We start from the raw sequence: 24705 nt of genomic DNA on the forward strand, positions 1-24705 counted from the left end.
GCCATGGCAAATGTGCCCAATTTCGAGACAACGCTTCACGAAAAAATGCGTTGCAGTCAGCATTTCAGGCCGTCTAAAACGGAGAAACGATATGGAAACGCACAAAATCTATTACGCTGTGATTATTTTGGTATGCGCTGCTTCCATGCTGCTCAGCCCGTTTTTCTATATCCGCCGCACGCGATCTGGCTCTGAATTACGACGTGCGCCCAGACAGTGGAAGCCCATCCTCTTCGCCAACATCATCATGATTGCGGCTTTGTTTGTTTGGTGGAAATGGTTTTAAGGAAAAATAAAAATGAACAAACTTTGGATCTGCACATTACTGCTCGCTTTGACAACTGCGGTTTCCGCCGCACCCATTTTTGAATGTACCGATTCTGCCGGCCGCAAAGTCTATACCCAAGCCGGCGGTAAAAACTGCAAAGCCAGCAATATCGGCAAACCGTCCGTATATACTTCTGCGCCTGTTTCAACACCGGCAACGCCGACTTACCCAAGCAAAGCCGAGCAGGCGGAAGAAGCTGTCGCCCCGGTCAATCCGGCTGATGTCGGCGCGGCCAAGCGTGCTTTAGATACCGCCAAGAAAAATTTGGAAGAAGGCAAAAAAGTGCGTTATGGCAATGAGCGTAACTACGCCCGTTATCTCGAACGGATAAACGGTTTGGAAAAAGCCGTCCGCTCGGCTCAGGAAAACTATGACGCGGCGCAACGCCAGCCTGCATCTCAAGATCCTGTTGCCTATTGATATTTACCACACCAGCAAGGCCGTCTGAAACTTGATGTTCAGACGGCCTTTTCATCTTTTCAATATAACAAAATCGTCTTTATACCAAACAAAGCATTCTTTCCAGTTTTCAGACGGCCTTGTTAAAGTAAGCGTGTATTAAATTCTGACGGTTGCCATTATGTTGTTACTCAAAACACCCTCTGTATTGCCGGGTTTCAAGCTCAGCCTGGGTTTGACGGTTTTGTGCCTGTCGCTTTTGGTGGTTTTGCCGTTTGCGATGATGGCGGCCAAAGCGGCGGAAATCGGCTGGAGCGGATTTTGGAACACGATTACCGAACCCAATGTCTTGGCGGCCGTCTGGCTGAGCTTGCGGATGTCGTTTTATGCGATGTTGACCAATATCGTGTTCGGTACATTGGTTGCCTGGGTATTGGTGCGCTATGAATTTCCGGGCAAAGGGTTGGTAAACGCTTTGGTCGATTTGCCGTTTGCGCTGCCGACGGCGGTAACAGGCATTGCGTTGGCAACCCTATATGCGCCCAATGGCTGGATAGGCCGTTTTTTCGAGCCTTTGGGCATCAAAATCGCCTTTACGCCTACCGGCATCTGGATTGCGCTGATTGTCGTCAGCCTGCCCTTTATCGTCCGCGCCGTGCAGCCGGTATTGGAAGAATTGTCGGGCGAGTATGAAGAAGCGGCGGCAACTTTGGGCGCAAGCCGTTGGACTACGTTCCGCCGCGTCCTTTTGCCTGAAATCACACCGGCACTTCTGACCGGTGCAGGCATGATGTTTGCCCGCTCTACCGGCGAATACGGCTCGGTCATCTTTATCGCAGGCAATATTCCGATGGTGTCTGAAATCCTGCCCTTGATTATTACCGGCAAACTGGAGCAATACGATGCTCAGGGCGCGTCTGCCGTTGCTCTGTTTATGCTGATGATTTCGTTTGTCATCCTGCTGATTTTAAACATTATGCAATGGACTTTAAGCCGCCGCGCCGGAGCGAGGGTTTAACAAACAACAGGCCGTCTGAAAAATCAGAGCAAACATTTTTCAGACGGCCCAAACAGATACAAGAATAAATCGAGACTACCCTACCATGAAAACCCATTCCACCAATCCAAACTTGAGCGAACCGCGTTGGCTGCGCGTATTGCTGACCGCTACCGCCTTGGGCTTTCTGCTGCTGATGCTGGTCGTGCCTTTGGTTGCCGTATTCTATGAAGCCTTAAAAGGCGGTTGGGATTTGTACCTGCAATCCTTGACCGATCCCGAAGCATGGTCTGCCATCAAATTAACGCTGATTACCGCGCTGATTGTCGTTCCCGTCAATGCCGTATTGGGCGTGGCGATGGCGTGGTTGCTGACCCGTTTTGATTTTCGCGGCAAGCAGTTGCTGACTACCTTGCTCGATTTGCCGTTTTCCGTATCGCCCGTGGTGGCCGGTTTGATGTTCGTCTTATTGTTCGGCGCGCACACGGCATTGGGCGGCTGGCTCGAAGCGCAAGGCATACAGATTATCTTCGCCATTCCCGGCATTATTTTGGCGACCCTGTTCGTTACCTTCCCCTTTGTCGCACGCGAAATTATTCCTCTGATGCAGGCGCAGGGCGACAGTGAAGAACAGGCTGCCTTGATACTCGGCGCAAACGGCTGGCAGATGTTTTGGCGCGTTACCCTGCCCAACATCAAATGGGCGCTGCTCTACGGTATCATTCTTACCAACGCCCGCGCGATGGGCGAGTTTGGCGCAGTCAGCGTGGTATCGGGGCACATTCGCGGCGAAACCAACACCATCCCGCTTTTAGTCGAAATCTTCTACAACGAATACAACTTCACCGGCGCATTCGCCCTCTCCGGCGTATTGGCACTTTTAGCCTTGGCCACCTTGCTGGTGCAAAACATCATTACCAAATTACAAGATAAAAAACTCGCCGCCGCCGAAAGGAACGCAGCATGAGCATCACTATTCAAAACTTAAATAAACACTTCGGAGCGTTCCACGCGCTGAAAAACATCAACCTCAACGTCCCCACCGGCAAACTCGTTTCCCTGCTCGGCCCTTCCGGCTGCGGCAAAACCACGCTCCTGCGCATCATCGCCGGGCTGGAAAACGCCGACGGTGGCCAAATTCTCTTTGACGGGCAAGACGTCACCGCCAAGCATGTGCGCGAGCGCAAAGTCGGTTTCGTGTTCCAACACTACGCCCTTTTCCGCCACATGAACGTGTTTGACAACGTTGCTTTCGGTTTGACCGTATTGCCCAAATCCGAACGCCCGTCCAAAGAACAAATCCGCGCCAAAGTCGAAGAATTGCTCAAACTCGTGCAGCTCTCCCACCTCGCCAAATCCTATCCACACCAACTCTCCGGCGGCCAACGCCAACGCATCGCCCTCGCCCGCGCCCTTGCGGTCGAACCCAAACTCCTGCTTCTGGACGAACCCTTCGGCGCGCTGGATGCCAAAGTGCGCAAAGAATTACGCACCTGGTTGCGCGACATCCATCACAACTTGGGCGTAACCAGCATTTTGGTCACACACGACCAAGAAGAAGCCCTTGAAGTTTCCGACGAAATCGTCGTCATGAACCACGGCAAAATCGAACAAACCGGCAGCGCCGAAGCCATTTACCGCAAACCCGAAAACGCCTTCGTTACCGAGTTCCTCGGCGAAACCGATGCTTTTGAAGGACGCATCGAAAAAGGCATCTGGCATTACAACGGCTTCGCATGGAAATTGGACGCGCAATACAAATGGCAGGAGCAAACTGCCATCGGCTATATTCGTCCTCACGAATGGCAGCTGGCCGCCGAAAACGAAACACCGATGATCCGCGCCGAAATCGAAAAAATCCACGCCGTCGGCGCACTGACGCATATTTTGGTGAAACACGACAAACAAGACGTGCATATCACGCTGGCAGGCAGCGATGCTGCGCGTTACCAAATCGCCGAAGGCAAAGAATTGAGGCTGATTCCGAAACAGGTTTATGTCTTCTCTCAAAACGAGCTGATTGAATATTCGATTTGAGACCAAATCATCAGGCCGTCTGAAAATCTGCTTTCAGACGGCCTTTCATCTTATTTAAACCTGCCAATCAATCGGCTCTAAACCATGCGCCTGCAAATAAGCGTTTGCCTGCGAAAAATGTTTGCAGCCGAAAAAGCCACGATATGCCGATAAAGGCGAAGGATGCGGCGCGGTCAGCACCAAATGACGGTTGCGGTCGATAAACGCGCCTTTCTTCTGCGCATGGCTGCCCCACAGCATAAAGACTAAATGCTCGCGTTCCTTATCCAATTGTCGGATGACTTCATCGGTAAACGCCTCCCAACCAAAAGTTGCATGGGAATGCGCCAAACCGGCACGGACAGTCAACACCGTGTTCAACAGCAACACGCCCTGTTCCGCCCAATGCTGCAAATAGCCGTGTTGCGGAATCCGAAAGCCCTCAATATCCGTCGCCAACTCTTTATAAATATTGACCAGTGATGGCGGTACCGCAATTTCAGGTTGCACGGAAAACGCCAAACCATGCGCCTGACCTGCGCCGTGATACGGGTCTTGCCCCAATATCACTACTTTCACATTTCCGAATTCAGTCGTCCGAAAGGCATTGAATACATCGCGCTCAGGCGGATAAACGGTTATCCCCGCCTGCCTTTCATGGCGAACCTTCTCCAAAATCGTTTGAAAATACGCCTTTTCTTTTTCTGCACCAATTGCCTCGTGCCAAGTCTGCATTATTTGCCGCTCCGTATTTGAATGGACTTAATTATAACTGAAATAATTTTCAGCCTTAGCCTTTTCATTTTAAGCCCTTGCCATTATGATAAGGATTATCAAAAGATTATTAAAAGGATATGCCGCATGACGATATGGTTTGTTGCCGCCGCCGTTGTTCTGATTGTCGAATTGTTTATCGGAACGGTTTATCTTTTGGTGGTCAGCGTAGCGCTGGCTGCCGCAGGAATCATGTACGGATTAAGCGGACACTTTTCTGCCGCCGTTTTGACCGCCGCCATCATCAGCGCACTCGGTATCTGGCTGGTACACGGCCGTCTGAAAAACCGCTTGGCTCCCCAAGCGCTCAACGATGATTTGGATATTGGGCAAAACGTCCGCATCCTACGCCACCTGCATGACAATATTTACGAAGTCGCCTACCGCGGTACACACTGGCAGGCACAAGCCGAACGACCTCAAGACACTTTTCAGACGGCCTCAAGTGCAGTCATTACTGCCAAAAATGGCAATCTTCTGATTATCCGCACACTATCCCAACCATCATCATAAGGAAACATTATGGAATTTCTGCTCAGTCTCCCCGTCCTCATCCTCATCGTCGTTGTTGTTTTTGGTTTCAAATCCTTTATCGTTGTGCCGCAGCAGGAAGTTTATGTGGTTGAACGATTAGGCCGTTTTCACAAAGCACTAACGGCAGGTCTGAACATCCTGATCCCATTTATCGACCGTGTCGCCTATCGTCACTCGCTGAAAGAAGTTCCTTTGGATGTTCCCAGCCAAGTCTGTATTACCCGCGACAACACTCAGCTGACTGTGGACGGCATCATCTACTTCCAAGTTACCGATCCTAAACTCGCTTCATATGGTTCCAGCAACTACATCATGGCGATTACCCAGCTTGCGCAGACAACTTTGCGATCTGTCATCGGCCGCATGGAATTGGATAAAACCTTTGAAGAACGCGACGAAATCAACAGCATTGTTGTTGCTGCTTTGGACGAAGCGGCAGGCGCTTGGGGTGTGAAAGTATTGCGTTACGAAATCAAAGACTTGGTTCCGCCGCAAGAAATTCTGCGCTCAATGCAGGCGCAAATTACCGCCGAACGTGAAAAACGTGCGCGCATTGCCGAATCCGAAGGCCGTAAAATCGAGCAGATTAACCTTGCCAGCGGTCAGCGCGAAGCAGAAATCCAACAATCCGAAGGTGAAGCGCAAGCCGCCATCAACGCGTCAAACGGTGAAAAAATCGCCCGCATCAACCGCGCACAAGGTGAAGCCGAAGCCCTACGTCTGGTGGCCGAAGCCAACGCCGACGCCATCCGTAAAATCGCCGAGGCGGTTCGCTCAGAGGGCGGTGCTGAAGCTGTTAACCTGAAAGTTGCCGAGCAATACGTTGCCGCCTTCAGCAATTTGGCTAAAGAAAGCAACACGCTGATTATGCCCGCCAACGTTGCCGACATTGGCAGCTTGGTCTCTGCCGGTTTGAAAATCATCGACGGCAACAAGCCTAAAGCCTCATAATAGCGTTCTGACTCAGGCCGTCTGAAAACCCAATACGGCTTTTCAGACGGCCTTTTTATATCGTTCGATTTTTATATGAATACACAAACCATCAAAACCTATCTTGTCGGCGGCGCTGTCCGTGACCATCTGTTAGGCCTGCCCGTCAAAGACCGCGACTGGGTAGTCGTCGGTGCAGATGCGCAAACCATGTTGGCTCAGGGTTATCAGCCGGTTGGCAAGGATTTCCCTGTCTTTCTCCATCCGGACAGCCATGAAGAATACGCCCTCGCCCGTACCGAGCGCAAAACCACCAAAGGTTATGCCGGATTCAGTTTTCATGCCGATAAAGACGTCACGCTGGAACAAGACCTGATGCGCCGCGACCTGACCATCAATGCCATGGCTCAGGATTCAGACGGCACGATCATCGATCCCTTTGGCGGACAACAAGACTTAGCGGCCGGCATCCTGCGCCACGTTTCGCCTGCCTTTGCCGAAGACCCCGTGCGTATTTTGCGTATTGCCCGTTTTGCCGCGCGTTATGGTTTTCAAATTGCCGATGAAACCATGTCGCTGATGCGGCAAATGGTAGAAAACGGCGAAGCGGATGCCTTGGTTGCCGAACGCGTCTGGCAAGAATTGGCTAAAGGCTTGATGGAAAAAAATCCGCGCCGAATGATTGAAGTTTTGCGCGAATGCGGCGCACTCAAAGTTTTGCTGCCCGAGCTTGATGCCCTTTTCGGCGTACCGCAACGCGCCGACTATCATCCCGAAATCGACAGCGGTATTCATACGCTGATGGTTATACAACGAGCTGCCGAGATGAATCTGTCCCTCGCCGAACGCTATGCCGCCTTATTGCACGACTTAGGCAAGGCAAAAACACCGGCCGATATCCTGCCGAAACACTACGGACATGATGTCAACGGCGTCGAACCCGTCCGCGAAGTCAATCAACGCCTGCGCGCACCCAAACACTGCGCCGAACTTGCCGAACTCGTCTGCCGTTGGCACATCATGCTCCATCAAGTCGGGCAGTTTAAAAGCAAAACCATTTTGAATGTTTTGAAAAAAACCGATGCATTCCGCCGCCCCGAACGTTTTCAGACGGCCTTAAACGTCTGCGTGGCCGATAAGCAAGGCCGTCTGAATCTTGAAAACACGCCTTATCCGCAGCGTGAACACTGGCTGGCCTTACTTGAGGCCGCCAACAAAGTAGATGCAGGCAAAATTGCCGCCGAGTGCCGCACACAAGGGAAAGCCCATTTAATTACCGAACAAATCGATCATGCCCGCTTAGCACAAATTAGGCCGATTCAAAAAGCGTATAAGACAGAAAAATTAGGAAGCTATTGATGGTATAGACGGCCTTTGAAACAGCCGCAACAATATCCGCTATAATCCGTACCTTGACCATCTTATTTCAACAATAAAAATCATGACTATTCAGACCGATTTACTTCACGAAAAAATCAGCAATGAAGATTATCAACGCCTCATTGTCAAACACAGCGAATCTTTCAGCGACGGCGAAATCCGCCTATTAAACGAAATCCTTGAAAAATTCCACTTTGATGTCGTACAGGCGCAGGCTTTGGCGCAAGCCGTCATGCAGCAGGTGCGCTTCGATCCAAACGACTACCATATCGACAGCGACGATGAAGATACAACCGGCATCTGTCCGCACTGCATCAATCCGCCCATGCCGCCCCTACGCGATTATCTAGTTTGGCGCGAAACACGCGGCTAAAAATTTTCCTAATCGATTTTGATAAGCTATTAACCATTCGCTATCGAACAAGGCCGTCTGAACAGGTGTCATCGTTACATTTGTTCAGACGGCCTTTTGTAAATAAATGTTCATGACTAGGATAAATCAGTATAATCTGCGCCGTTTGAATTTTCTTCGGAGCTTTTATGAATCAGCTTAAAACGGCGGTAGCCGGTGCGCAGATTTTGTTTGTCGCATTCGGTGCCATGGTGCTTGTGCCGCTTCTGACGGGACTGAACCCGGCTTTGGCATTATTGGGCGCAGGCTTGGGCACCTTGTTGTTCCAATTGGTTACCAAACGTAAAGTGCCGATTTTCCTCGGCTCTTCTTTTGCCTTTATTGCACCGATTATCTACTCCATCGGCGAATGGGGCCTGCCTTCTACCATGTTCGGTCTGTTTGCGGCAGGTTTCATGTACTTTGTTTTTGCCGCTCTGATCAGATGGCGCGGTCTGGATGCGGTACACAAGCTGTTGCCGCCCGTGGTTATCGGCCCGGTGATTATGGTAATCGGTTTGTCCGTAGCCGCTGCAGCCAGCAGCATGGCCATGGGTCAGGCAGATGGAAAACAGGTCATCGACTATATCGACTCGCTGATTCTCTCCGGCTTTACCTTTGCGGTAACCGTCATTGTTTCTGTCTTCGGCAGCAAGATGATGAAGCTGATTCCGATTCTGATCGGCGTGGCTTCCGGCTATGTGTTGGCTTTGATCATGGGCTTGGTCGATACCAGCGCCATCATCAACGCTCCTTGGTTTGCCGTCCCTCATTTTGAAACGCCTCAAGTTAATTGGCAGGCTGCCTTGTTTATGTTGCCCGTTGCCATTGCCCCTGCCATCGAACACATCGGCGGCATTATGGCCATCGGTAATGTAACCGGCAAAAACTACACTAAAGACCCAGGCTTGGACAAAACCCTCGCCGGCGACGGCTTGGGCGTATGCGTGGCCGGTTTGATCGGCGGCCCTCCTGTAACCACTTACGGCGAAGTAACCGGCGCGGTGATGATTACCAAAAACAGCAACCCCATCATCATGACTTGGGCGGCAATTTTTGCGATTTTCATGGCGTTTTTCGGTAAGTTCAACGCGTTTTTGGCTTCGATTCCCATGCCGGTTATGGGCGGCATTATGTTGCTGCTGTTCGGTACAATCGCCTCTTTGGGCATCAAAACATTGATTGATGCGAAAGTCGATTTGATGCAGCCGAAAAATCTGGTTATCGTCAGCTCCGTATTGACGACCGGCATCGGCGGCATGATTATCAAAGTAGGTACTTTGAGCTTCGCCGGTGTAGGTTTGTGCGCCGTATTGGCGATTATCCTGAACTGCGTTTTGCCCAATACAAAATCAGAAGAAGCATAAATAGCTGGCTCATAAACTCAAAGGCCGTCTGAAAATAAGATTTCAGACGGCCTTTTTATTACGCTTTATACAATGAAAAATGCCGGAGACTTAACTATCTCCGGCATTTTTGAATAAGGTGGCGAGCCGAACCCCCGGCACTGGCTCATCAGAGTGGGCTGCTGGCTTCCGCCCCTGACCCGGTGTTCCGAATTACCATGCGGGGAGACCCGCCGTAGAAGAGACGCATTATAGCGGTTTTACAGAAAAACTCAAGTGATAAAATCTTTCAGGCCGTCTGAAAACCATTTACACGACAAGATTGTAAACAATATTACCTAGTTGCAAATCATTCCCATTGAAATGTTTATCGTCTTTTCCGTTGAAAAATATCGAAAATTACACTACATTAACACCTTACGCCATCAAGAAGAAATTGCATTTTTCAGACGGCCTTTAATATAAAAACATTACATCCATCAACGGAACACAACCATGACCACGACTACTGCCCCTCAGCGTATTCGAGAAATTCCCTATAACTATACTTCTTATACCGACCGCGAAATCGTCATCCGACTGTTGGGCGACGAAGCGTGGCAAATCCTGCAAGACCTGCGCGGTCAACGGAAAACAGGACGTTCGGCACGAATGCTGTTTGAAGTATTGGGCGATATTTGGGTGGTCGTGCGCAATCCGTATCTGGTCGATGACTTGCTGGAGCACCCAAAACGCCGCGCCGCGTTGGTACGCGAAATGCGCCACCGCTTAAATGAAATCCGCAAACGCCGCGACGATAATCGGCAAGTGGATGTCTTGGTTGCCGCAGCAGAAAAAGCAGTCGAGCGTTTTGATAGCAGTTTTGATGAAACCAGCCAAAAACGCCATCAGATTTTGGAACGCTTAAGCAAAATCACCAAGCCGCACAACATCATGTTTGACGGCTTGGCGCGCGTAACGCACGTTACCGATGCGACCGACTGGCGCGTGGAGTATCCATTTGTCGTTGTCAATCCTGATACCGAGGCAGAGATCGCGCCTTTGGTGCGCGCCTTAATCGAGTTGGACTTGGTTATTATCCCGCGTGGCGGCGGTACGGGTTATACCGGTGGCGCAGTACCTTTGGACGCAAACAGCGCAGTCATCAATACCGAAAAACTCGACAAGCATCGCGGCGTCGAATACGTTGAGCTGGCAGGCTTGGACGGCAGACATCCGATTATCCATTGCGGCGCAGGCGTAGTAACCCGCCGAGTGGAAGAAACCGCGCATCAGGCAGGTTTGGTGTTCGCCGTTGATCCGACTTCCGCCGATGCGTCTTGCGTGGGCGGTAATGTGGCGATGAATGCAGGTGGCAAAAAAGCCGTACTGTGGGGTACTGCCTTGGATAACCTCGCCTACTGGAACATGGTCAACCCTCAAGGCGAATGGTTGCGTATCGAGCGCGTGCGCCACAATTTCGGCAAAATCCACGATGAAGAAACCGCCGTGTTTGACGTACATACGCTGGATTCAGACGGCCGCAATATCGTCAATACCAAACGTTTGGAAATTCCCGGTCACAAATTCCGCAAAGTCGGTTTGGGCAAAGACGTTACCGATAAATTCTTGAGCGGCCTGCCCGGCGTGCAGAAAGAAGGCACGGACGGTATCATCACCAGCGTCGCCTTCGTGTTGCATAAAATGCCGAAATACACGCGCACCGTGTGTATGGAGTTTTTCGGTACGGTCGCCACCGCTACCCCGTCCATTGTCGAAATCCGCGATTTCCTGCTTACCCATGAAAGCGTACGACTGGCCGGTTTGGAACATTTAGATTGGCGTTACGTCCGCGCCGTCGGCTATGCCACCAAAGCAGCAGGCAAAGGCCGGCCAAAAATGGTCTTGCTGGCAGACGTGGTTTCAGACGACGAAGCCGCCGTAGAGACAGCCGCCGAACACATCTGCGAACTTGCCCGCGCCCGCGACGGCGAAGGCTTTATCGCTATATCTCCCGAAGCCCGTAAAACCTTCTGGCTTGACCGCAGCCGCACTGCTGCCATCGCCAAACACACCAATGCCTTTAAAATCAACGAAGACGTAGTAATCCCACTCGAAAGACTCGGTGAGTATTCAGACGGCATCGAACGCATCAACATTGAACTTTCCATCCAAAACAAACTCAAACTCTGTGCCGCTTTGGAACAATATCTGTCCGGCAAACTCCCCATCGACAAAATGGGCACGGACCTGCCGACCGCCGAACTTTTGGGCGAACGCGGCAAACACGCCCTTGCCCACGTTTCCGCTGTCAAAGCGCGTTGGGAATGGTTGCTCGCCAATCTCGATACGCCTCTTGCCGACTACAAAGCCCGCTACGGCGCAGCCGTCCACGCCGCGCCCGAAGCCAAAGACAATGAAAGCTGCTTTATTGCCTTCCGCGATTTCCGCCTGCGCGTGTCTGTCAAAGCAGACGTAATGAAGCCGCTTTCTGAAATCTTCAGCGGCAAAACCGACACCAAAATTATCCAAGGCTTGGGCAAAATCCACGCCAAAACCGTACGCAGCCGCGTCTTCGTCGCCCTGCATATGCACGCCGGCGACGGTAACGTCCACACCAACATTCCGGTTAACTCAGACGATGCCGAGATGCTTCAGACGGCCTATCGTTCGGTCGAACGCATTATGAAAATCGCCCGTTCGCTCGGCGGCGTAATTTCCGGCGAACACGGCATCGGCATTACCAAGCTCGAATTTTTGACCGATGAAGATTTGCAACCGTTTTGGAACTACAAAAACCAAGTCGATCCGAAACACACCTTCAACCGTCACAAACTGATGAAAGGCTCAGACCTACGCAACGCCTATACGCCGTCCTTCGAGCTTTTGGGTGCGGAATCGCTGATTATGGAAAAATCAGACCTCGGCACCATCGCCGATTCCGTCAAAGACTGCCTGCGTTGCGGCAAATGCAAACCCGTCTGCTCCACCCACGTTCCGCGCGCCAACCTGCTGTACAGCCCCCGCAACAAAATCCTCGGCGTAGGCTTGTTGACCGAAGCCTTCTTATACGAAGAACAAACCCGTCGCGGCGTTTCCGTCAAACATTTTGAAGAACTGATGGACATCGGCGACCACTGCACCGTGTGCCACCGCTGCGTTAAACCTTGCCCTGTCAACATCGACTTCGGCGACGTTACCGTAGCCGTCCGCAACTACCTTGCCGATTCCGGCCACAAACGCTTTGCGCCTGCGGCTTCAATGGGCATGGCATTTTTGAACGCCACCGGCCCGAAAACCATCAAAGCCCTTCGCGCCGCCATGATACAGACCGGCTTCCCTGCGCAAAACTTTGCCTACAAAATCGGCAAGCTTCTTCCAATCGGCACGAAAAAGCAAAAAGCCGAACCGAAAGCTACCGTCGGTACCGCCTCAATCAAAGAACAGGTTATCCACTTCATCAACCGTCCTTTGCCGAAAAGCGTGCCTGCTAAAACTCCACGCTCCATGCTGGGTATAGAAGACGACAAGAGTATTCCTATCATCCGCAATCCGGCTTCTCCGGAAGATGCCGAAGCCGTGTTCTACTTCCCAGGTTGCGGCTCCGAGCGTCTGTTCAGCCAAATCGGACTAGCCGTTCAAGCCATGCTCTGGCATGTCGGAGTACAAACCGTCCTGCCGCCGGGCTATATGTGTTGCGGCTATCCGCAAGACGCAGGCGGCAATAAGGCTAAAGCCGAAGAAATGAGCACCAACAACCGCGTGGCTTTCCACCGTATGGCAAACACCCTCAACTACCTCGACATTAAAACCGTCGTCGTCAGTTGCGGCACCTGCTACGACCAGCTTGAAAAATACCGTTTTGAGGAAATCTTCCCAGGCTGCCGTATCATCGACATCCACGAATACCTGCTTGAAAAAGGGGTACAACTGAACGGCGTGCAAGGTCAGCAATACCTCTACCACGACCCTTGCCATACCCCGATCAAAACCATGAACGCCACCCAAATGGCCAGCAGCCTGATGGGACAGAAAGTCGTCTTAAGCGACCGCTGCTGCGGCGAGTCCGGTATGTTTGCCGTTAAACGGCCAGACATTGCCACTCAGGTCAAGTTCCGCAAACAAGAGGAAATTGAGAAAAACCTCAAAGAGCTGCCGCAGGGCGAACCTGTCAAAATGCTTACCTCCTGCCCAGCCTGCCTGCAAGGCTTGAGCCGCTACGCCGACGACAACAATATGCCTGCAGACTACATCGTCATCGAAATGGCAAAACACATCCTCGGTGAAAACTGGCTGGATGAGTTTGTGAAAAAAGCCAATAACGGCGGTGTAGAAAAAGTATTGCTCTAAGGACTTAGACAAAAACTTTTGGCTGTAATAAAGGCCGTCTGAAAATCTTTCAGACGGCCTTTTTATTCAAAAGAATCAAGATAAAATCATCAAATCAAACGCCTTTACAAATAGCGATGCCACACCAGCAGCATTCAATAAAAAATAAAACCTGAAGCCTTTTATTCCTCAGGTTTTATTTATCAAGCCTTATGCTTTTTCTTTCTGGAGTTTCTCTACCATCATTTGATGCAGCGTTTTCTTAGCCGGTTTCATCGGAACACGGTTATCCGTCCAACCCAGCTGCTTGCTAGGCGTCAATGCACGGAATTTAGAGGCTGTCCAACCGAATGCACGGTAAGCTTTACTGCCGCTGAAAATACCGTTAAACGTACGCCATGCCAGTTGTTCGCCGAAAGTATGCGATGCGCCTTGACCACGGATAGGATGCGGAACGGTTTCTGTTGGCGAACGTTGCGCTTCAACACGCAGACGTTGCATTTGTTCGGTAATCGGAATGCGTACCGGGCAAACTTCAACACAGGCGCCACACATGGTACACGCAGTCGGCAGATCGCGTGTCGCATCCAAGCCCAACAAATGCGGAGAGATAATCTCGCCAATCGGGCCGGGATAAGTCGTACCGTAGGCCGCACCACCGATACGGGTATAAACCGGACAGTGGTTCATACACGCACCGCAACGGATACATTGCAAGGTGCGGCGCATTTGATCTTCTGCATAAGCTTGGCTACGGCCGTTATCAAGCAGCACCAAGTGCATTTCTTGAGGGCCGTCCAGCTCTTCGCTACGGCGAGGGCCGGTAATCATATTGAAATAAGTGGTAATGTTCTGACCGATGGCGGAACGCGGCAGCAGACTGTACAAAGGCGGAACATCCGACAGCTTTGCAACCACTTTTTCAATACCGGTAATGGCGATATGCACAGGCGGCACGGTGGTACTCAAGCGGCCGTTGCCTTCGTTTTCGACCAGACACAAAGTGCCTGTTTCCGCAACGGCAAAGTTCACACCGCTCAAACCGACATCGGCAGTGCTATAAATATCGCGCAATGCTTTACGCGCAAATCCAGTCAACTGGTCTACATCATCTGTTAATGGAGTACCGAGGTTTTGATGGAAAAGCTCGCTAACCTGCTCTTTGGTCTTGTGAATGGCAGGCATCACGATATGGGTTGGTTTCTCGCCGGCCATTTGAACGATAAACTCGCCCAAGTCGCTCTCAACTGCTTTAATGCCTTGATCCTGCAGATAATGGTTCAGCTCAATCTCTTCGCTGACCATAGATTTGCCTTTCACCATCAGCTTGCCATTTTTATCGGTAATGATGCTGTGAATGATTTGGCAGGCTTCGGCAGGTGTTTCCGCCCAGTGAACTTTAACGCCCAGCTTGGTCAGGTTTTCTTCCAGCTGTTCCAATAATGCAGGCAATTTGGACAACGAACGTTGACGGACATGCTCACACAAGTCACGCAGGCTTTGCAGCTCTTCTTCATCTGTCAAAACGGCTTTGCGCTTGGTCATCAGCATATCCATCGCTGTGCGCAAGCTTTTACGCAGAGGCTTGTCTTGCAAAGAAATCGCAGCGTTTTGCTTGAACGTTTCCGGCTTCATATGGAATTTAATGGTTTGGGAACTCATGCTTTTTCCTCCAAATCGGCAGGGGAAATATGATCAGGCAGAACGGCCAAAACCACTAAATCGCGCGGGCCGTGTGCACCATAGGCCAAAGTCAATTGAATATCGGCAGTCTTAGACGGGCCGGAAATCAAAATAACGTTGGTAGGCATGCCTTTTTCTACCAGTTTTTCACCTTCAACAGCATTATGGAATTCGTTGTACATCTTGCTGGTGTCAAACAGGCAGAAATGCACAGGCGGAACCAAACTCAGGCTGCGCGGCTCAACAGGGCTGGACTCCAGCATAATCGTACCGGTACGGGCAATACCGCATTTAGAGCCGCTAAAACCAGCCTCAATATCGGTAAAGAATTCGTTTTTCCAGTCGTCGATTTTTCGCTCAAAACCACACGCTTCAATATTAGTATCGGCCAAAGCTGCACGAGCCAGCTGGCCGTGTTCTGTTTCCAATGGGAGCAGAATATTTTTCAAGCCTTTGCCTTCGGCTGCTTGGCGGAATACTTGCGGCCAGTTGGATTTGGTAACCCAATAGATTTCAGTTTTAACGGCACGCATGGCAGCCGCCCAATGTTTCAAGCGCTCGACATCGTTAGCCCAAGAAACACCCATTTTACGGTAATACTCGAAAACCGGCGGTTCTTCCATCGGCAAGGAATCGGCTTTTTTCAATTTCGCTAAAATATTTTCGCGCGCGCTCATGCTTTACCTCCGGTACGTTCCAACAGGAAAGATGCAATATGTTTCGGACGTGGCATATTGGGTTCGTCTTTGGCAATTTTGCCGCCGATATTCATCATGCAACCGCAGTCCGCGCTGATGATTTCAGTTGCGCCTGTTTCTTTTAAGGCTGCGACTTTGTCGGTTACCATCGCACCGGAAATATCGGCTTGTTTCACAGAGAATGTACCGCCAAAACCGCAGCACTCGCTTTCATGGTCGTGAACGATACGTTCAACATTTTCCATGCCATCAATCAGCTGCCAGCCTGACAAATGGACATTCATCTCACGACGCGCCGCGCAAGAAGTATGAACGGCCACTTTAACCGGCTCGCCTTTATCTTCAGGTTTATAACCAATCGCCAGCAGGAAGTGAGTAAATTCAATGATACGGTTAGCGCAATCAATGGCTTTTTGCTCGTACTCGGTACCTTTGAACAGAGTCGGCCAATGGTGTTTCATCATGCCGCCGCAAGAACCGGAAGGCACGACAATCGGCCAATTTTCAGGGAATAAATCCAGTTGCGCTTTGGCAACATCAAAGGCTTCTTTAGGATGGCCTGACGAATAGGCCGGTTGACCGCAGCAGCTTTGCTCCATTGGATAATGGACACGGATACCCTGTTGTTCGATTAAAGTAATGGCATCCATGCCTGCTTCAGGCATGAAAAGGTCGAGAACGCAAGTACCGAAGAAATAAGCATCGGTTGGCTTGCTGTCGAATACAGTGATTTGTGGTGGTTTGATTGCGCTCATTTTTTAGAACGGGACAACCCGTTTTCTTGTGTAAAAATAAGATGGATACTTTAAGTAATTGCTTGTAATGGGTCAAGTCTAATTTTAAAAAATAATATTAAAAAAGCATGACAAACCAGACAAACACCTTTTCCTTATTAACTTGATAATCTACATAATAACCACTATCAATAAGAAAACTGATGGATTCATTTTTTAATGAATGAAGCTCGTACATTCTCTCTTTATTTAAAACACAATAACTGCCTCTTTATAGAATCTTGATTTACATCAGAAGTCATGAACTTAATCTCTATGACTCATTTTTAAACAAAATAAGCGACCCATTATGCTGTACATATGTTTCAGACGGCCATATCTGAATAAAAAGATGTCTAAGATAATAAAAATAAAAGTTTTTCTCACAAGACTCAGGCCGCCTGAAAGATAAGTTCGTCAAAAGGCCGCTTTCCATATGCTCAACCTTACTTTTAATCAAAATCAAACACTTGAAAAATCATCCTTCTTAACCTTGAAAACTCTATGCACACTCAAGCACTTCCAGTATCATTGAGACAGTCTCTTGACGCAAAATTACAGTCTTAGCCGCCCACAATCGGCATGAATTTGCAAAAGAAGTGAAACCAAGCTTCAAAACAATTTCACCTTAACTTCGGAGTAGGCATTATGTTGACCCAGACTCAACAGGTTGATTTGACCTTGCATCACCTTAAAGAACGCACCCTATCGATTTATACCCCCGAACAGCGTGCAAGCATCGAGACATCTGAAGACTGGAAACAGTTTGACAGACGACTTGAAGAACACTTCCCAAAACTGATGCACGAGCTGGACAATGTTTACAACAACAACGAAGCCGTCCTCCCCATGCTGGAGCAACTGATTGCCCAAGCATGGCAAAGCTATTCCCAACGCAACTCATCCTTAAAAGAAATCGATATCGCGCGCGAAAACGATCCTGATTGGATTTTGTCCAACAAACAGGTTGGCGGCGCGTGCTACGTCGATTTGTTCGCAGGCGATCTGCAAGGCTTGAAAGCCAAAATTCCTTATTTCCAAGAGTTGGGCCTGACCTATCTGCACCTGATGCCCCTGTTTAAATGCCCTGAAGGCAAAAGCGACGGCGGATATGCGGTCAGCAGCTACCGCGATGTCAATCCGGCACTGGGCACAATAGACGACTTGCGCGATGTCATTGCCGCGCTGCACGAAGCGGGCATTTCCGCCGTCGTCGATTTCATCTTTAACCATACTTCTAATAAACACGAATGGGCAAAACGCTGCGCCGCCGGCGATCCGCTCTACGACAATTTCTACTACATTTTCCCTGACCGTTGGATGCCCGACCAATACGACCGCACCCTGCGTGAAATCTTCCCCGACCAACATCCGGGCGGCTTCTCCCAACTGGAAGACGGACGCTGGGTATGGACAACATTCAACTCCTTCCAATGGGACTTGAATTACAGCAATCCATGGGTATTCCGCGCCATGGCAGGCGAAATGATGTTCCTTGCCAACTTGGGCGTTGATATTCTGCGCATGGACGCCGTTGCCTTTATTTGGAAGCAAATGGGCACAAGCTGCGAAAACCTGCCTCAGGCACACGCCCTGATTCGCGCGTTTAACTCTGTAATGCGTATCGCAGCGCCAGCCGTGTTCTTCAAATCTGAAGCCATTGTCCATCCTGACCAAGTTGTCCAATACATCAGCCAAGACGAATGTCAAATCGGCTACAATCCTCTTCAAATGGCATTGTTGTGGAACACGCTTGCCACGCGCGAAGTCAACCTGCTCCATCAGGCACTGACCTACCGCCACAACCTGCCCGACCACACGGCATGGGTCAACTACGTCCGCAGTCATGATGACATCGGCTGGACGTTTGCCGATGAGGACGCATGGCAGTTCGGCATCCACGGCTACGACCACCGACAATTCCTCAACCGCTTCTTCGTCAACCATTTCGACGGCAGCTTCGCGCGCGGTGTACCGTTCCAATACAACCCAAGCACAGGCGACTGCCGTGTCAGCGGTACAGCCGCAGCATTGGTCGGCTTGGCACAAAACGATCCATATGCCGTTGACCGCATCAAACTTTTGTACAGCATTGCTTTGAGTACCGGCGGCCTGCCGCTGATTTACCTAGGCGACGAAGTCGGTACGCTCAATGACGATGACTGGTCGCAAGACAGCAACAAGAGTGACGACAGCCGCTGGGCACACCGTCCTCGTTATGATGAAGAGTTATATAACCAACGCCATGACGGCTCGACCACTGCCGGTCAAATCTTCCAAGGTTTGCGCCATATGATTTCCATCCGCCAAAGCAATCCGCGCTTTAATGGCGGCAGGCTGGTCACCTTCAACACCAACAACAAACACATCATCGGCTATATGCGCAACAACGCGCTTTTGGCATTCGGCAACTTCAGCGAACATGCGCAAACCATCAGTGCGCACACCCTGCAGGCCATGCCGTTTAAAGCGCACGATTTGATCAGCGGTCAAACCGTTTCTCTGAATCAGGATTTGGTCCTGCAACCCTATCAAGTCATGTGGCTTGAAATTGCATAAGCTGAATTTTTTATACATCATTCAAGGCCGTCTGAACAAATCAGCATTCAGACGGCCTTTTAAGGCATAAGATGTATTTTGTATTTTGGGCAGTTTCGCTTAGAATGCACGCTTTAATACCAAATGACACACTTAAAGTCAGGAGTAAAAATCCATGTTGAAAAAATTCGTACTCGGTACCATCGCTGCAGTAGTTTTGGCTGCTTGCGGCGGAGAAGGCAGCAACTCAGCTTCTTCTGCTCCGGCACAATCCGGTGCGGCCTCCGGCTCACTGATTGAGCGTATCAACAACAAAGGTACCATCACTGTCGGTACGGAAGGTACTTACGCACCATTCACCTATCACGACAAAGACGGCAAATTGACCGGCTATGATGTCGAAGTAACCCGCGCAGTTGCCGACAAACTGGGCATCAAAGTTGAATTTAAAGAAACACGTTGGGACTCCATGATGGCAGGTTTAAAAGCCGGCCGTTTTGACGTAGTCGCCAACCAAGTTGGCCTGACCAGCCCTGAGCGTCAAGCGACTTTTGACAAATCCGAACCTTACAGCTGGAGCGGTGCTGTATTGGTTGTACGCAAAGACAGCAACATCAAATCCATAGATGACATCAAAGGCGTGAAAACCGCACAATCCCTGACCAGTAACTATGGTGAAAAAGCCAAAGCTGCAGGCGCAGAACTCGTACCGGTAGATGGTTTGGCACAATCTCTGACCCTGATTGAACAAAAACGTGCCGACGCAACCCTGAACGACGAATTGGCAGTATTGGACTACCTGAAAAATAAACCTGATGCTGGTGTAAAAATCGTTTGGTCTGCCCCGGCTGATGAAAAAGTCGGCTCCGGCTTGATTGTCAATAAAGGCAATGATGAGGCATTGGCCAAATTCAGCACAGCCATGACTGAGCTGAAAGCCGACGGCACGCTGAAAAAGCTGGGCGAACAATTCTTCGGAAAAGACATCAGTGTTAAATAATTTTCTTGCTTCTCTGCCGTTTATGACGGAAACACGCGCTGATATGTTCATCAGCGCGTTTTGGCCTATGGTCAAAGCCTGCTTTATAGTATCTCTTCCTCTGGCGATTGCTTCTTTCGTTATCGGTATGATTATTGCCGTAGCCGTTGCTTTGGTAAGAATCATGCCACCAGGTGGAATTCTTCAAAAAATTCTACTTAAAGTGGTTGAATTCTATATTTCGGTCATTCGTGGAACACCGCTTTTAATACAACTAGCAGTGGTCTTCTACGGTCTGCCATCTGTTGGTATTTATATCGACCCGATTCCTGCCGCCATCATCGGCTTTTCGCTCAATGTCGGCTCATACGCTTCCGAAACCATACGCGCGGCAATTTTGTCCGTACCTAAAGGCCAATGGGAAGCCGGTTTCTCCATCGGTATGACCTATATGCAGACTTTCCACCGCATTGTCGCTCCGCAGGCATTCCGCGTTGCCGTACCGCCTTTGAGCAATGAATTTATCGGTTTATTCAAAAATACCTCGCTTGCAGCTGTTGTAACGGTAACTGAATTATTCCAAGTTACCCAACAGATTGCGAATCGCTCCTATGACTATCTACCGGTTTATATCGAAGCCGCATTGGTTTATTGGTGTTTCTGTAAAGTGCTGTTTTTGATTCAGGCGCGTTTGGAAAAACGTTTCGACCGTTATGTCGCCAAATAAGGAGTTGTCATGATTAAAATCCGCAATATCCATAAGACCTTTGGCGAAAATACCATTTTGCGCGGCATCGATTTGGATGTCGGCAAAGGACAGGTGGTGGTTATCCTAGGCCCGTCCGGATCAGGCAAAACCACGTTTTTACGCTGTTTAAACGCTTTAGAAATGCCTGAACAAGGTCAGATCGAGTTTGACAATGCGCAGCCGTTAAGCATCGATTTTTCCAAAAAACCAAGCAAACATGATATTTTGGCACTGCGCCGCAAATCCGGCATGGTGTTCCAACAATACAACCTCTTTCCTCACAAAACTGCGTTGGAAAACGTCATGGAAGGGCCGGTTGCCGTACAAGGCAAGCCTGTCGCTCAAGCGCGTGAAGAGGCTGTCAAATTGCTTGAAAAAGTCGGTTTGGGCGATAAGATTGACCTCTACCCCTACCAGCTTTCCGGCGGTCAACAGCAGCGTGTCGGCATTGCCCGCGCATTGGCGATTCAGCCTGAATTGATGCTGTTTGACGAACCGACTTCCGCGCTTGACCCTGAATTGGTGCAAGATGTTTTGGATACCATGAAGGAATTGGCACAAGAAGGCTGGACCATGGTTGTCGTTACGCATGAAATCAAATTCGCCTTGGAAGTGGCAACCACCGTTGTCGTGATGGACGGCGGCGTTATTGTCGAACAAGGCAGCCCGCAAGATTTGTTCAATCATCCCAAACATGAGCGGACACAAAAATTCCTGCGCCAAATCCGTGCAGACAATGCCGATCTTCAAATTTAATTGAAACGACAGACAATTTGAAAGCATTTCCGACCGTCATTTCATAAAGGCCGTCTGAATAAGTGAAATAGAAATCGTTGATTTCGTTTTCATACTTGTTCAGACGGCCTTTTATATGTCTTTTCAGGTAAAATAACGCCTTTCGTTTTACTCATCCCCTTGCCTGCCATCATGATAGAAATTAAAAAACTCACCTTACAACGCGGTTTGAAAGTCCTGCTCGATAAAGCCGATGCCGTAATCAACCCTGGCCAACGCGTTGGTTTAATCGGTAAAAACGGTACGGGCAAATCCAGCCTGTTTGCGCTAATAAAAGGTGAAATCACTCAAGATGGCGGCGAAATCCTTATTCCCAAAACATGGCGCCTTGCTTCCGTCTCTCAAGAAACACCTGATTTAGATATTTCCGCTTTAGACTACGTTTTACAAGGCGATGCCGAATTGCAGGCTTTTCAGACGGCCTTGGCTCAAGCAGAAGCGCAAAACGACGGCATGAAGCAAGCCGAATATCACGCCAAACTTGAAGAAATCGATGCCTACACTGCTCCGGCACGTGCCGCCAAACTGCTTAACGGCTTAGGTTTTGCACAAGAAGAACATACGCGCCCCGTCAAATCCTTCTCCGGCGGCTGGCGTATGCGCCTCAACCTTGCCCAAGCGCTGATTTGTCGTGCCGATTTGTTGCTTTTGGACGAACCGACCAACCACTTGGATTTAGAAACCGTGTTATGGCTGGAAAACCATCTCGCTTCCCTGCCCTGTACGCAAATCATCATCTCCCATGACCGTGACTTCTTGAATGCCACCACAACGCACACCATCGAGCTGTCGCAACAAAAACTGACCCAATACGGCGGCAATTACGATTTCTATCAAGCCGAACGCGCCCAACGTCTGGCGCAACAACAAGCCGCCTACGTCAAACAGCAGGCGCAAATCAAACATCTGCAATCCTTTATCGACCGTTTCAAAGCCAAAGCCACAAAGGCCGTACAAGCCCAAAGCCGCATGAAGGCATTAGCCAAACTTGAGCGCATCGCTCCTGCGCATTTGGATAGCGAGTTTTCCTTTGAGTTTGCCAATCCGACCCATCTGCCTAATCCATTATTGAAACTCGACCATGCCGACTTAGGTTATGGCGACAATACCGTTTTACACGATATCACCTTGTCTTTGGAAAGCGGCGCACGTTACGGCCTATTGGGCGTTAACGGCAGCGGTAAATCTACATTTATCAAAGCATTGGCAGGAAAAATCGATTTACTTTCCGGCAGCATCGTACGCTCCGAGAAGCTCAATATCGGCTATTTTGCCCAACACCAACTAGACACATTGCACGCCGATCAAAGTCCGGTTTGGCATATCCAGCAGCTTTCGCCCGAAGTCCGCGAACAGGAAATCCGTAACTTTTTAGGCGGTTTCAACTTTATCGGCGATATGGCGGTTCAAAAGACCGAGCCCTTTTCTGGCGGCGAAAAAGCGCGGCTCGCCCTTGCCATGATTATCTGGCAAAAACCTAATCTGCTGCTGCTTGACGAACCGACCAACCACCTAGACTTGGATATGCGCCACGCCCTGACACTTGCTCTGCAAAGTTTCCAAGGCGCATTGATTGTCGTATCACACGACCGCAGCCTGCTTGAAGCGACTACCGACAGCTTCCTATTGATTGACAAAGGCCGTCTGAACAACTTCGACGGCGATTTGAACGACTACCGTCAATGGCGGTTGGCACAAGAAAACGCCGCAGCAGCCCCCGCCGCATCTGCACAAAGCCAAAGCCGCAAGGACACCAAGCGTATCGAGGCACAAATCCGTCAGGAAAAAGCCAAACGCAGCAAACCGATTCAGCAGAAAATCGACAAAGCCGAAAAAGAAATCACGCGATTGACTGATATTCAGACGGCCTGTGAAGCATTTTTGGCACAAGAATCTGCTTATTCAGAAGAAAATAAACCCAAATTGCAAGAGACACTCGCACAATTAACAGAAACTAAAGTAAAATTAACGCAACTGGAAGAAAACTGGCTGCAATGGCAGGAAGAGCTTGAGCAAATCCAAGTGGATGTCGAAGCCGAGTTTTCCCAATAAAAATAGAGCCATCAGGCCGTCTGAAATAAAACACAATACGGAAAAACATGACTTCAACCATCAAACAAGCCGGATACTTCCTCGTATCCTCTTTCGTCTTGGGCATTTCTCTTCACGCAGCCGCCGCAGTTTATTCCTGCGGCAACGGCAGCTATACTTCCGAACCCAAATCCTCCTGCGCACAGGCACAATTGCCTAAAATCAGCGGCCATCAAGGCAGCGGTTACCACCTCAACATCCGCAGCCTCAATGCCTCTAATGAACGCGCAAGTGCAAAGCCTAAGAAAAAGGCACGCGCGGAAAAATCCGATAAACAAGAGAAAAAAGCCGACAAACCGAGCAAAAACAAAAACGGTACAAAAGCTAAAAAACAGCAGCCCATGCCGTCTGAACAAGAATAAAATGCTCAACTGCAACGAATCGGCCCTACCTGAATCATGAAAAAATATCTGCTTACCCTATCCCTGCTGCCGCTTGCCGTTTTCAATAGCCAAGCCCACGCCGCAAAAATCTACACCTGTGAAGTCAACGGCTCGATTGTCTATACCTCGCGCCCAAGCGGCAACTGCCAAGCCGTCAACGATTTGCCGATTGTCGGCAAATACAGCAGCAGCCGATACGACGCCCCGGTTAGCGATGCGCCTACACTCAACGCACCGACATCACAAACGGCTCCGGCAAAAAGCAAAAACACAGCAGCAAAATCCAACCACAAAGCAACGCCCAAACCTGCCCCTATCCGCACTGCTTCTGAAACGGCTCCTCCTCCGGTTCCAAAATCCTCCGGTGTCAACAGTCGCCGCTCTATTCTGGAAACCGAGTTATCCAATGAACGCGCGGCTTTGGCCGATGCCAAAAAGCAACTGAGCCAAGCGCGGACAGCCAAAGGTGGCAGCGTCAATCAACAGGCCATCAGTACGCTGCAAGGTGCGGTTTTGGATAGAGAGAAAAACATTCAAGCCCTCCAGCGCGAACTGGGCAGAATGTAAGTCCAAATCAATCAAAACATCAGGCCTTCTGAATAGGTGGAAACGAA

22 protein-coding genes and 1 other RNA gene are annotated in these 24705 nt (G+C 49.9%); 18 read left to right on the forward strand and 5 right to left on the reverse strand.

Features of this window, described 5'->3' with window-relative positions; translation table 11 throughout:
• Positions 1 to 91: 91 nt before the first annotated feature.
• The 5 genes from ACTHTJ_RS03925 to ACTHTJ_RS03945 all read left to right on the forward strand — a co-directional run bounded on the left by ACTHTJ_RS03925 (position 92) and on the right by ACTHTJ_RS03945 (position 3761).
• On the forward strand, positions 92 to 286 hold the full coding sequence (locus tag ACTHTJ_RS03925) for a hypothetical protein (protein ID WP_036493670.1): 195 nt from the start codon (positions 92 to 94) through the stop codon (positions 284 to 286).
• 12 nt (positions 287 to 298) lie between these two features.
• A complete protein-coding gene (locus ACTHTJ_RS03930; protein WP_440360781.1) occupies positions 299 to 748 on the forward strand; it encodes a DUF4124 domain-containing protein in 450 nt (149 codons plus the stop codon).
• 160 nt (positions 749 to 908) lie between these two features.
• The gene (gene cysT / locus ACTHTJ_RS03935; protein ID WP_004520580.1) at positions 909 to 1745 is read left to right on the forward strand and encodes a sulfate ABC transporter permease subunit CysT; all 837 of its coding nucleotides are present in this window, start codon (positions 909 to 911) and stop codon (positions 1743 to 1745) included.
• An 85-nt stretch (positions 1746 to 1830) separates the two neighbouring features.
• Positions 1831 to 2691, forward strand: coding sequence for a sulfate ABC transporter permease subunit CysW (cysW, locus tag ACTHTJ_RS03940; RefSeq protein WP_036490816.1), 861 nt, complete (start codon positions 1831 to 1833; stop codon positions 2689 to 2691).
• Positions 2688 to 3761 (forward strand): sulfate/molybdate ABC transporter ATP-binding protein, encoded by a 1074-nt coding sequence (locus ACTHTJ_RS03945; RefSeq protein ID WP_283120926.1) that lies wholly within the window; start codon positions 2688 to 2690, stop codon positions 3759 to 3761. The genes cysW and ACTHTJ_RS03945 overlap by 4 nt, the downstream gene beginning before the upstream one ends.
• A 54-nt stretch (positions 3762 to 3815) precedes the next feature.
• Here ACTHTJ_RS03945 and ung read toward each other — a convergent pair whose 3' ends face one another.
• Positions 3816 to 4475, reverse strand: coding sequence for a uracil-DNA glycosylase (gene ung, locus ACTHTJ_RS03950; RefSeq protein WP_070585327.1), 660 nt, complete (start codon positions 4473 to 4475; stop codon positions 3816 to 3818).
• Positions 4476 to 4601: 126 nt separating this feature from the next.
• Here ung and ACTHTJ_RS03955 point away from each other — a divergent pair, with 126 nt between their 5' ends.
• From ACTHTJ_RS03955 to ACTHTJ_RS03975, 5 genes are all read left to right on the forward strand, one after another.
• Complete coding sequence (locus tag ACTHTJ_RS03955; RefSeq protein WP_039863785.1) at positions 4602 to 5027, forward strand: NfeD family protein; 426 nt, start codon at positions 4602 to 4604, stop codon at positions 5025 to 5027.
• A gap of 9 nt (positions 5028 to 5036) precedes the next feature.
• The gene (locus ACTHTJ_RS03960) at positions 5037 to 5999 is read left to right on the forward strand and encodes an SPFH domain-containing protein (protein ID WP_039863787.1); all 963 of its coding nucleotides are present in this window, start codon (positions 5037 to 5039) and stop codon (positions 5997 to 5999) included.
• Positions 6000 to 6074: 75 nt separating this feature from the next.
• Entirely contained in the window at positions 6075 to 7337 is a 1263-nt protein-coding gene (locus ACTHTJ_RS03965) for a multifunctional CCA addition/repair protein (protein WP_070585329.1), read from the forward strand.
• 82 nt (positions 7338 to 7419) lie between these two features.
• Complete coding sequence (locus tag ACTHTJ_RS03970) at positions 7420 to 7731, forward strand: hypothetical protein (RefSeq protein ID WP_070585331.1); 312 nt, start codon at positions 7420 to 7422, stop codon at positions 7729 to 7731.
• 167 nt (positions 7732 to 7898) lie between these two features.
• Positions 7899 to 9116 carry a uracil-xanthine permease family protein gene (locus ACTHTJ_RS03975; protein ID WP_070585333.1) on the forward strand — a complete coding sequence of 406 codons (1218 nt, stop codon included), beginning with the start codon at positions 7899 to 7901 and terminating at the stop codon, positions 9114 to 9116.
• 117 nt (positions 9117 to 9233) lie between these two features.
• Here the strand turns inward: ACTHTJ_RS03975 and ffs are convergent.
• Positions 9234 to 9330, reverse strand: an RNA gene (gene ffs, locus ACTHTJ_RS03980) — signal recognition particle sRNA small type.
• A gap of 260 nt (positions 9331 to 9590) precedes the next feature.
• On the opposite strand from ffs, the gene ACTHTJ_RS03985 reads away from it, so the two are divergent.
• Positions 9591 to 13424, forward strand: a complete 3834-nt coding sequence (locus ACTHTJ_RS03985; protein ID WP_070585335.1) for a DUF3683 domain-containing protein — start codon at positions 9591 to 9593, stop codon at positions 13422 to 13424.
• A 189-nt stretch (positions 13425 to 13613) separates the two neighbouring features.
• On the opposite strand, the gene ACTHTJ_RS03990 is transcribed toward ACTHTJ_RS03985, so the two are convergent.
• The 3 genes from ACTHTJ_RS03990 to ACTHTJ_RS04000 are packed head-to-tail and all read right to left on the reverse strand — an operon-like array spanning position 13614 to position 16539.
• Entirely contained in the window at positions 13614 to 15065 is a 1452-nt protein-coding gene (locus tag ACTHTJ_RS03990) for a LutB/LldF family L-lactate oxidation iron-sulfur protein (RefSeq protein ID WP_070585336.1), read from the reverse strand.
• On the reverse strand, positions 15062 to 15763 hold the full coding sequence (locus ACTHTJ_RS03995) for a LutC/YkgG family protein (RefSeq protein WP_070585339.1): 702 nt from the start codon (positions 15761 to 15763) through the stop codon (positions 15062 to 15064). The genes ACTHTJ_RS03990 and ACTHTJ_RS03995 overlap by 4 nt, the downstream gene beginning before the upstream one ends.
• The gene (locus ACTHTJ_RS04000) at positions 15760 to 16539 is read right to left on the reverse strand and encodes a (Fe-S)-binding protein (RefSeq protein WP_049344813.1); all 780 of its coding nucleotides are present in this window, start codon (positions 16537 to 16539) and stop codon (positions 15760 to 15762) included. Before ACTHTJ_RS04000 ends, ACTHTJ_RS03995 begins: the two co-directional genes overlap by 4 nt.
• A gap of 666 nt (positions 16540 to 17205) precedes the next feature.
• Here ACTHTJ_RS04000 and ACTHTJ_RS04005 point away from each other — a divergent pair.
• The 7 genes from ACTHTJ_RS04005 to ACTHTJ_RS04035 all read left to right on the forward strand — a co-directional run bounded on the left by ACTHTJ_RS04005 (position 17206) and on the right by ACTHTJ_RS04035 (position 24658).
• A complete protein-coding gene (locus ACTHTJ_RS04005; protein ID WP_070585340.1) occupies positions 17206 to 19116 on the forward strand; it encodes an alpha-amylase family protein in 1911 nt (636 codons plus the stop codon).
• Between the two features lie 154 nt (positions 19117 to 19270).
• On the forward strand, positions 19271 to 20095 hold the full coding sequence (locus ACTHTJ_RS04010; protein ID WP_049333849.1) for an amino acid ABC transporter substrate-binding protein: 825 nt from the start codon (positions 19271 to 19273) through the stop codon (positions 20093 to 20095).
• Positions 20085 to 20801 (forward strand): amino acid ABC transporter permease, encoded by a 717-nt coding sequence (locus ACTHTJ_RS04015; protein WP_049333847.1) that lies wholly within the window; start codon positions 20085 to 20087, stop codon positions 20799 to 20801. Before ACTHTJ_RS04010 ends, ACTHTJ_RS04015 begins: the two co-directional genes overlap by 11 nt.
• Positions 20802 to 20810: 9 nt before the next feature.
• Positions 20811 to 21578 (forward strand): amino acid ABC transporter ATP-binding protein, encoded by a 768-nt coding sequence (locus ACTHTJ_RS04020; RefSeq protein WP_049333845.1) that lies wholly within the window; start codon positions 20811 to 20813, stop codon positions 21576 to 21578.
• 171 nt (positions 21579 to 21749) lie between these two features.
• Positions 21750 to 23669, forward strand: coding sequence for an ATP-binding cassette domain-containing protein (locus ACTHTJ_RS04025; protein ID WP_070585342.1), 1920 nt, complete (start codon positions 21750 to 21752; stop codon positions 23667 to 23669).
• A 47-nt stretch (positions 23670 to 23716) separates the two neighbouring features.
• Positions 23717 to 24070, forward strand: a complete 354-nt coding sequence (locus tag ACTHTJ_RS04030; protein ID WP_070585344.1) for a nucleolar protein — start codon at positions 23717 to 23719, stop codon at positions 24068 to 24070.
• Between the two features lie 36 nt (positions 24071 to 24106).
• Positions 24107 to 24658: a hypothetical protein gene (locus ACTHTJ_RS04035; protein WP_070585346.1), complete on the forward strand. Its 552-nt coding sequence runs from the start codon at positions 24107 to 24109 to the stop codon at positions 24656 to 24658.
• Positions 24659 to 24705 lie beyond the last annotated feature (47 nt).

Origin of the sequence: Neisseria sp. P0018.S001 (assembly GCF_051957355.1) — a bacterium.
GTDB classification, from domain to species: domain Bacteria; phylum Pseudomonadota; class Gammaproteobacteria; order Burkholderiales; family Neisseriaceae; genus Neisseria; species Neisseria subflava_A.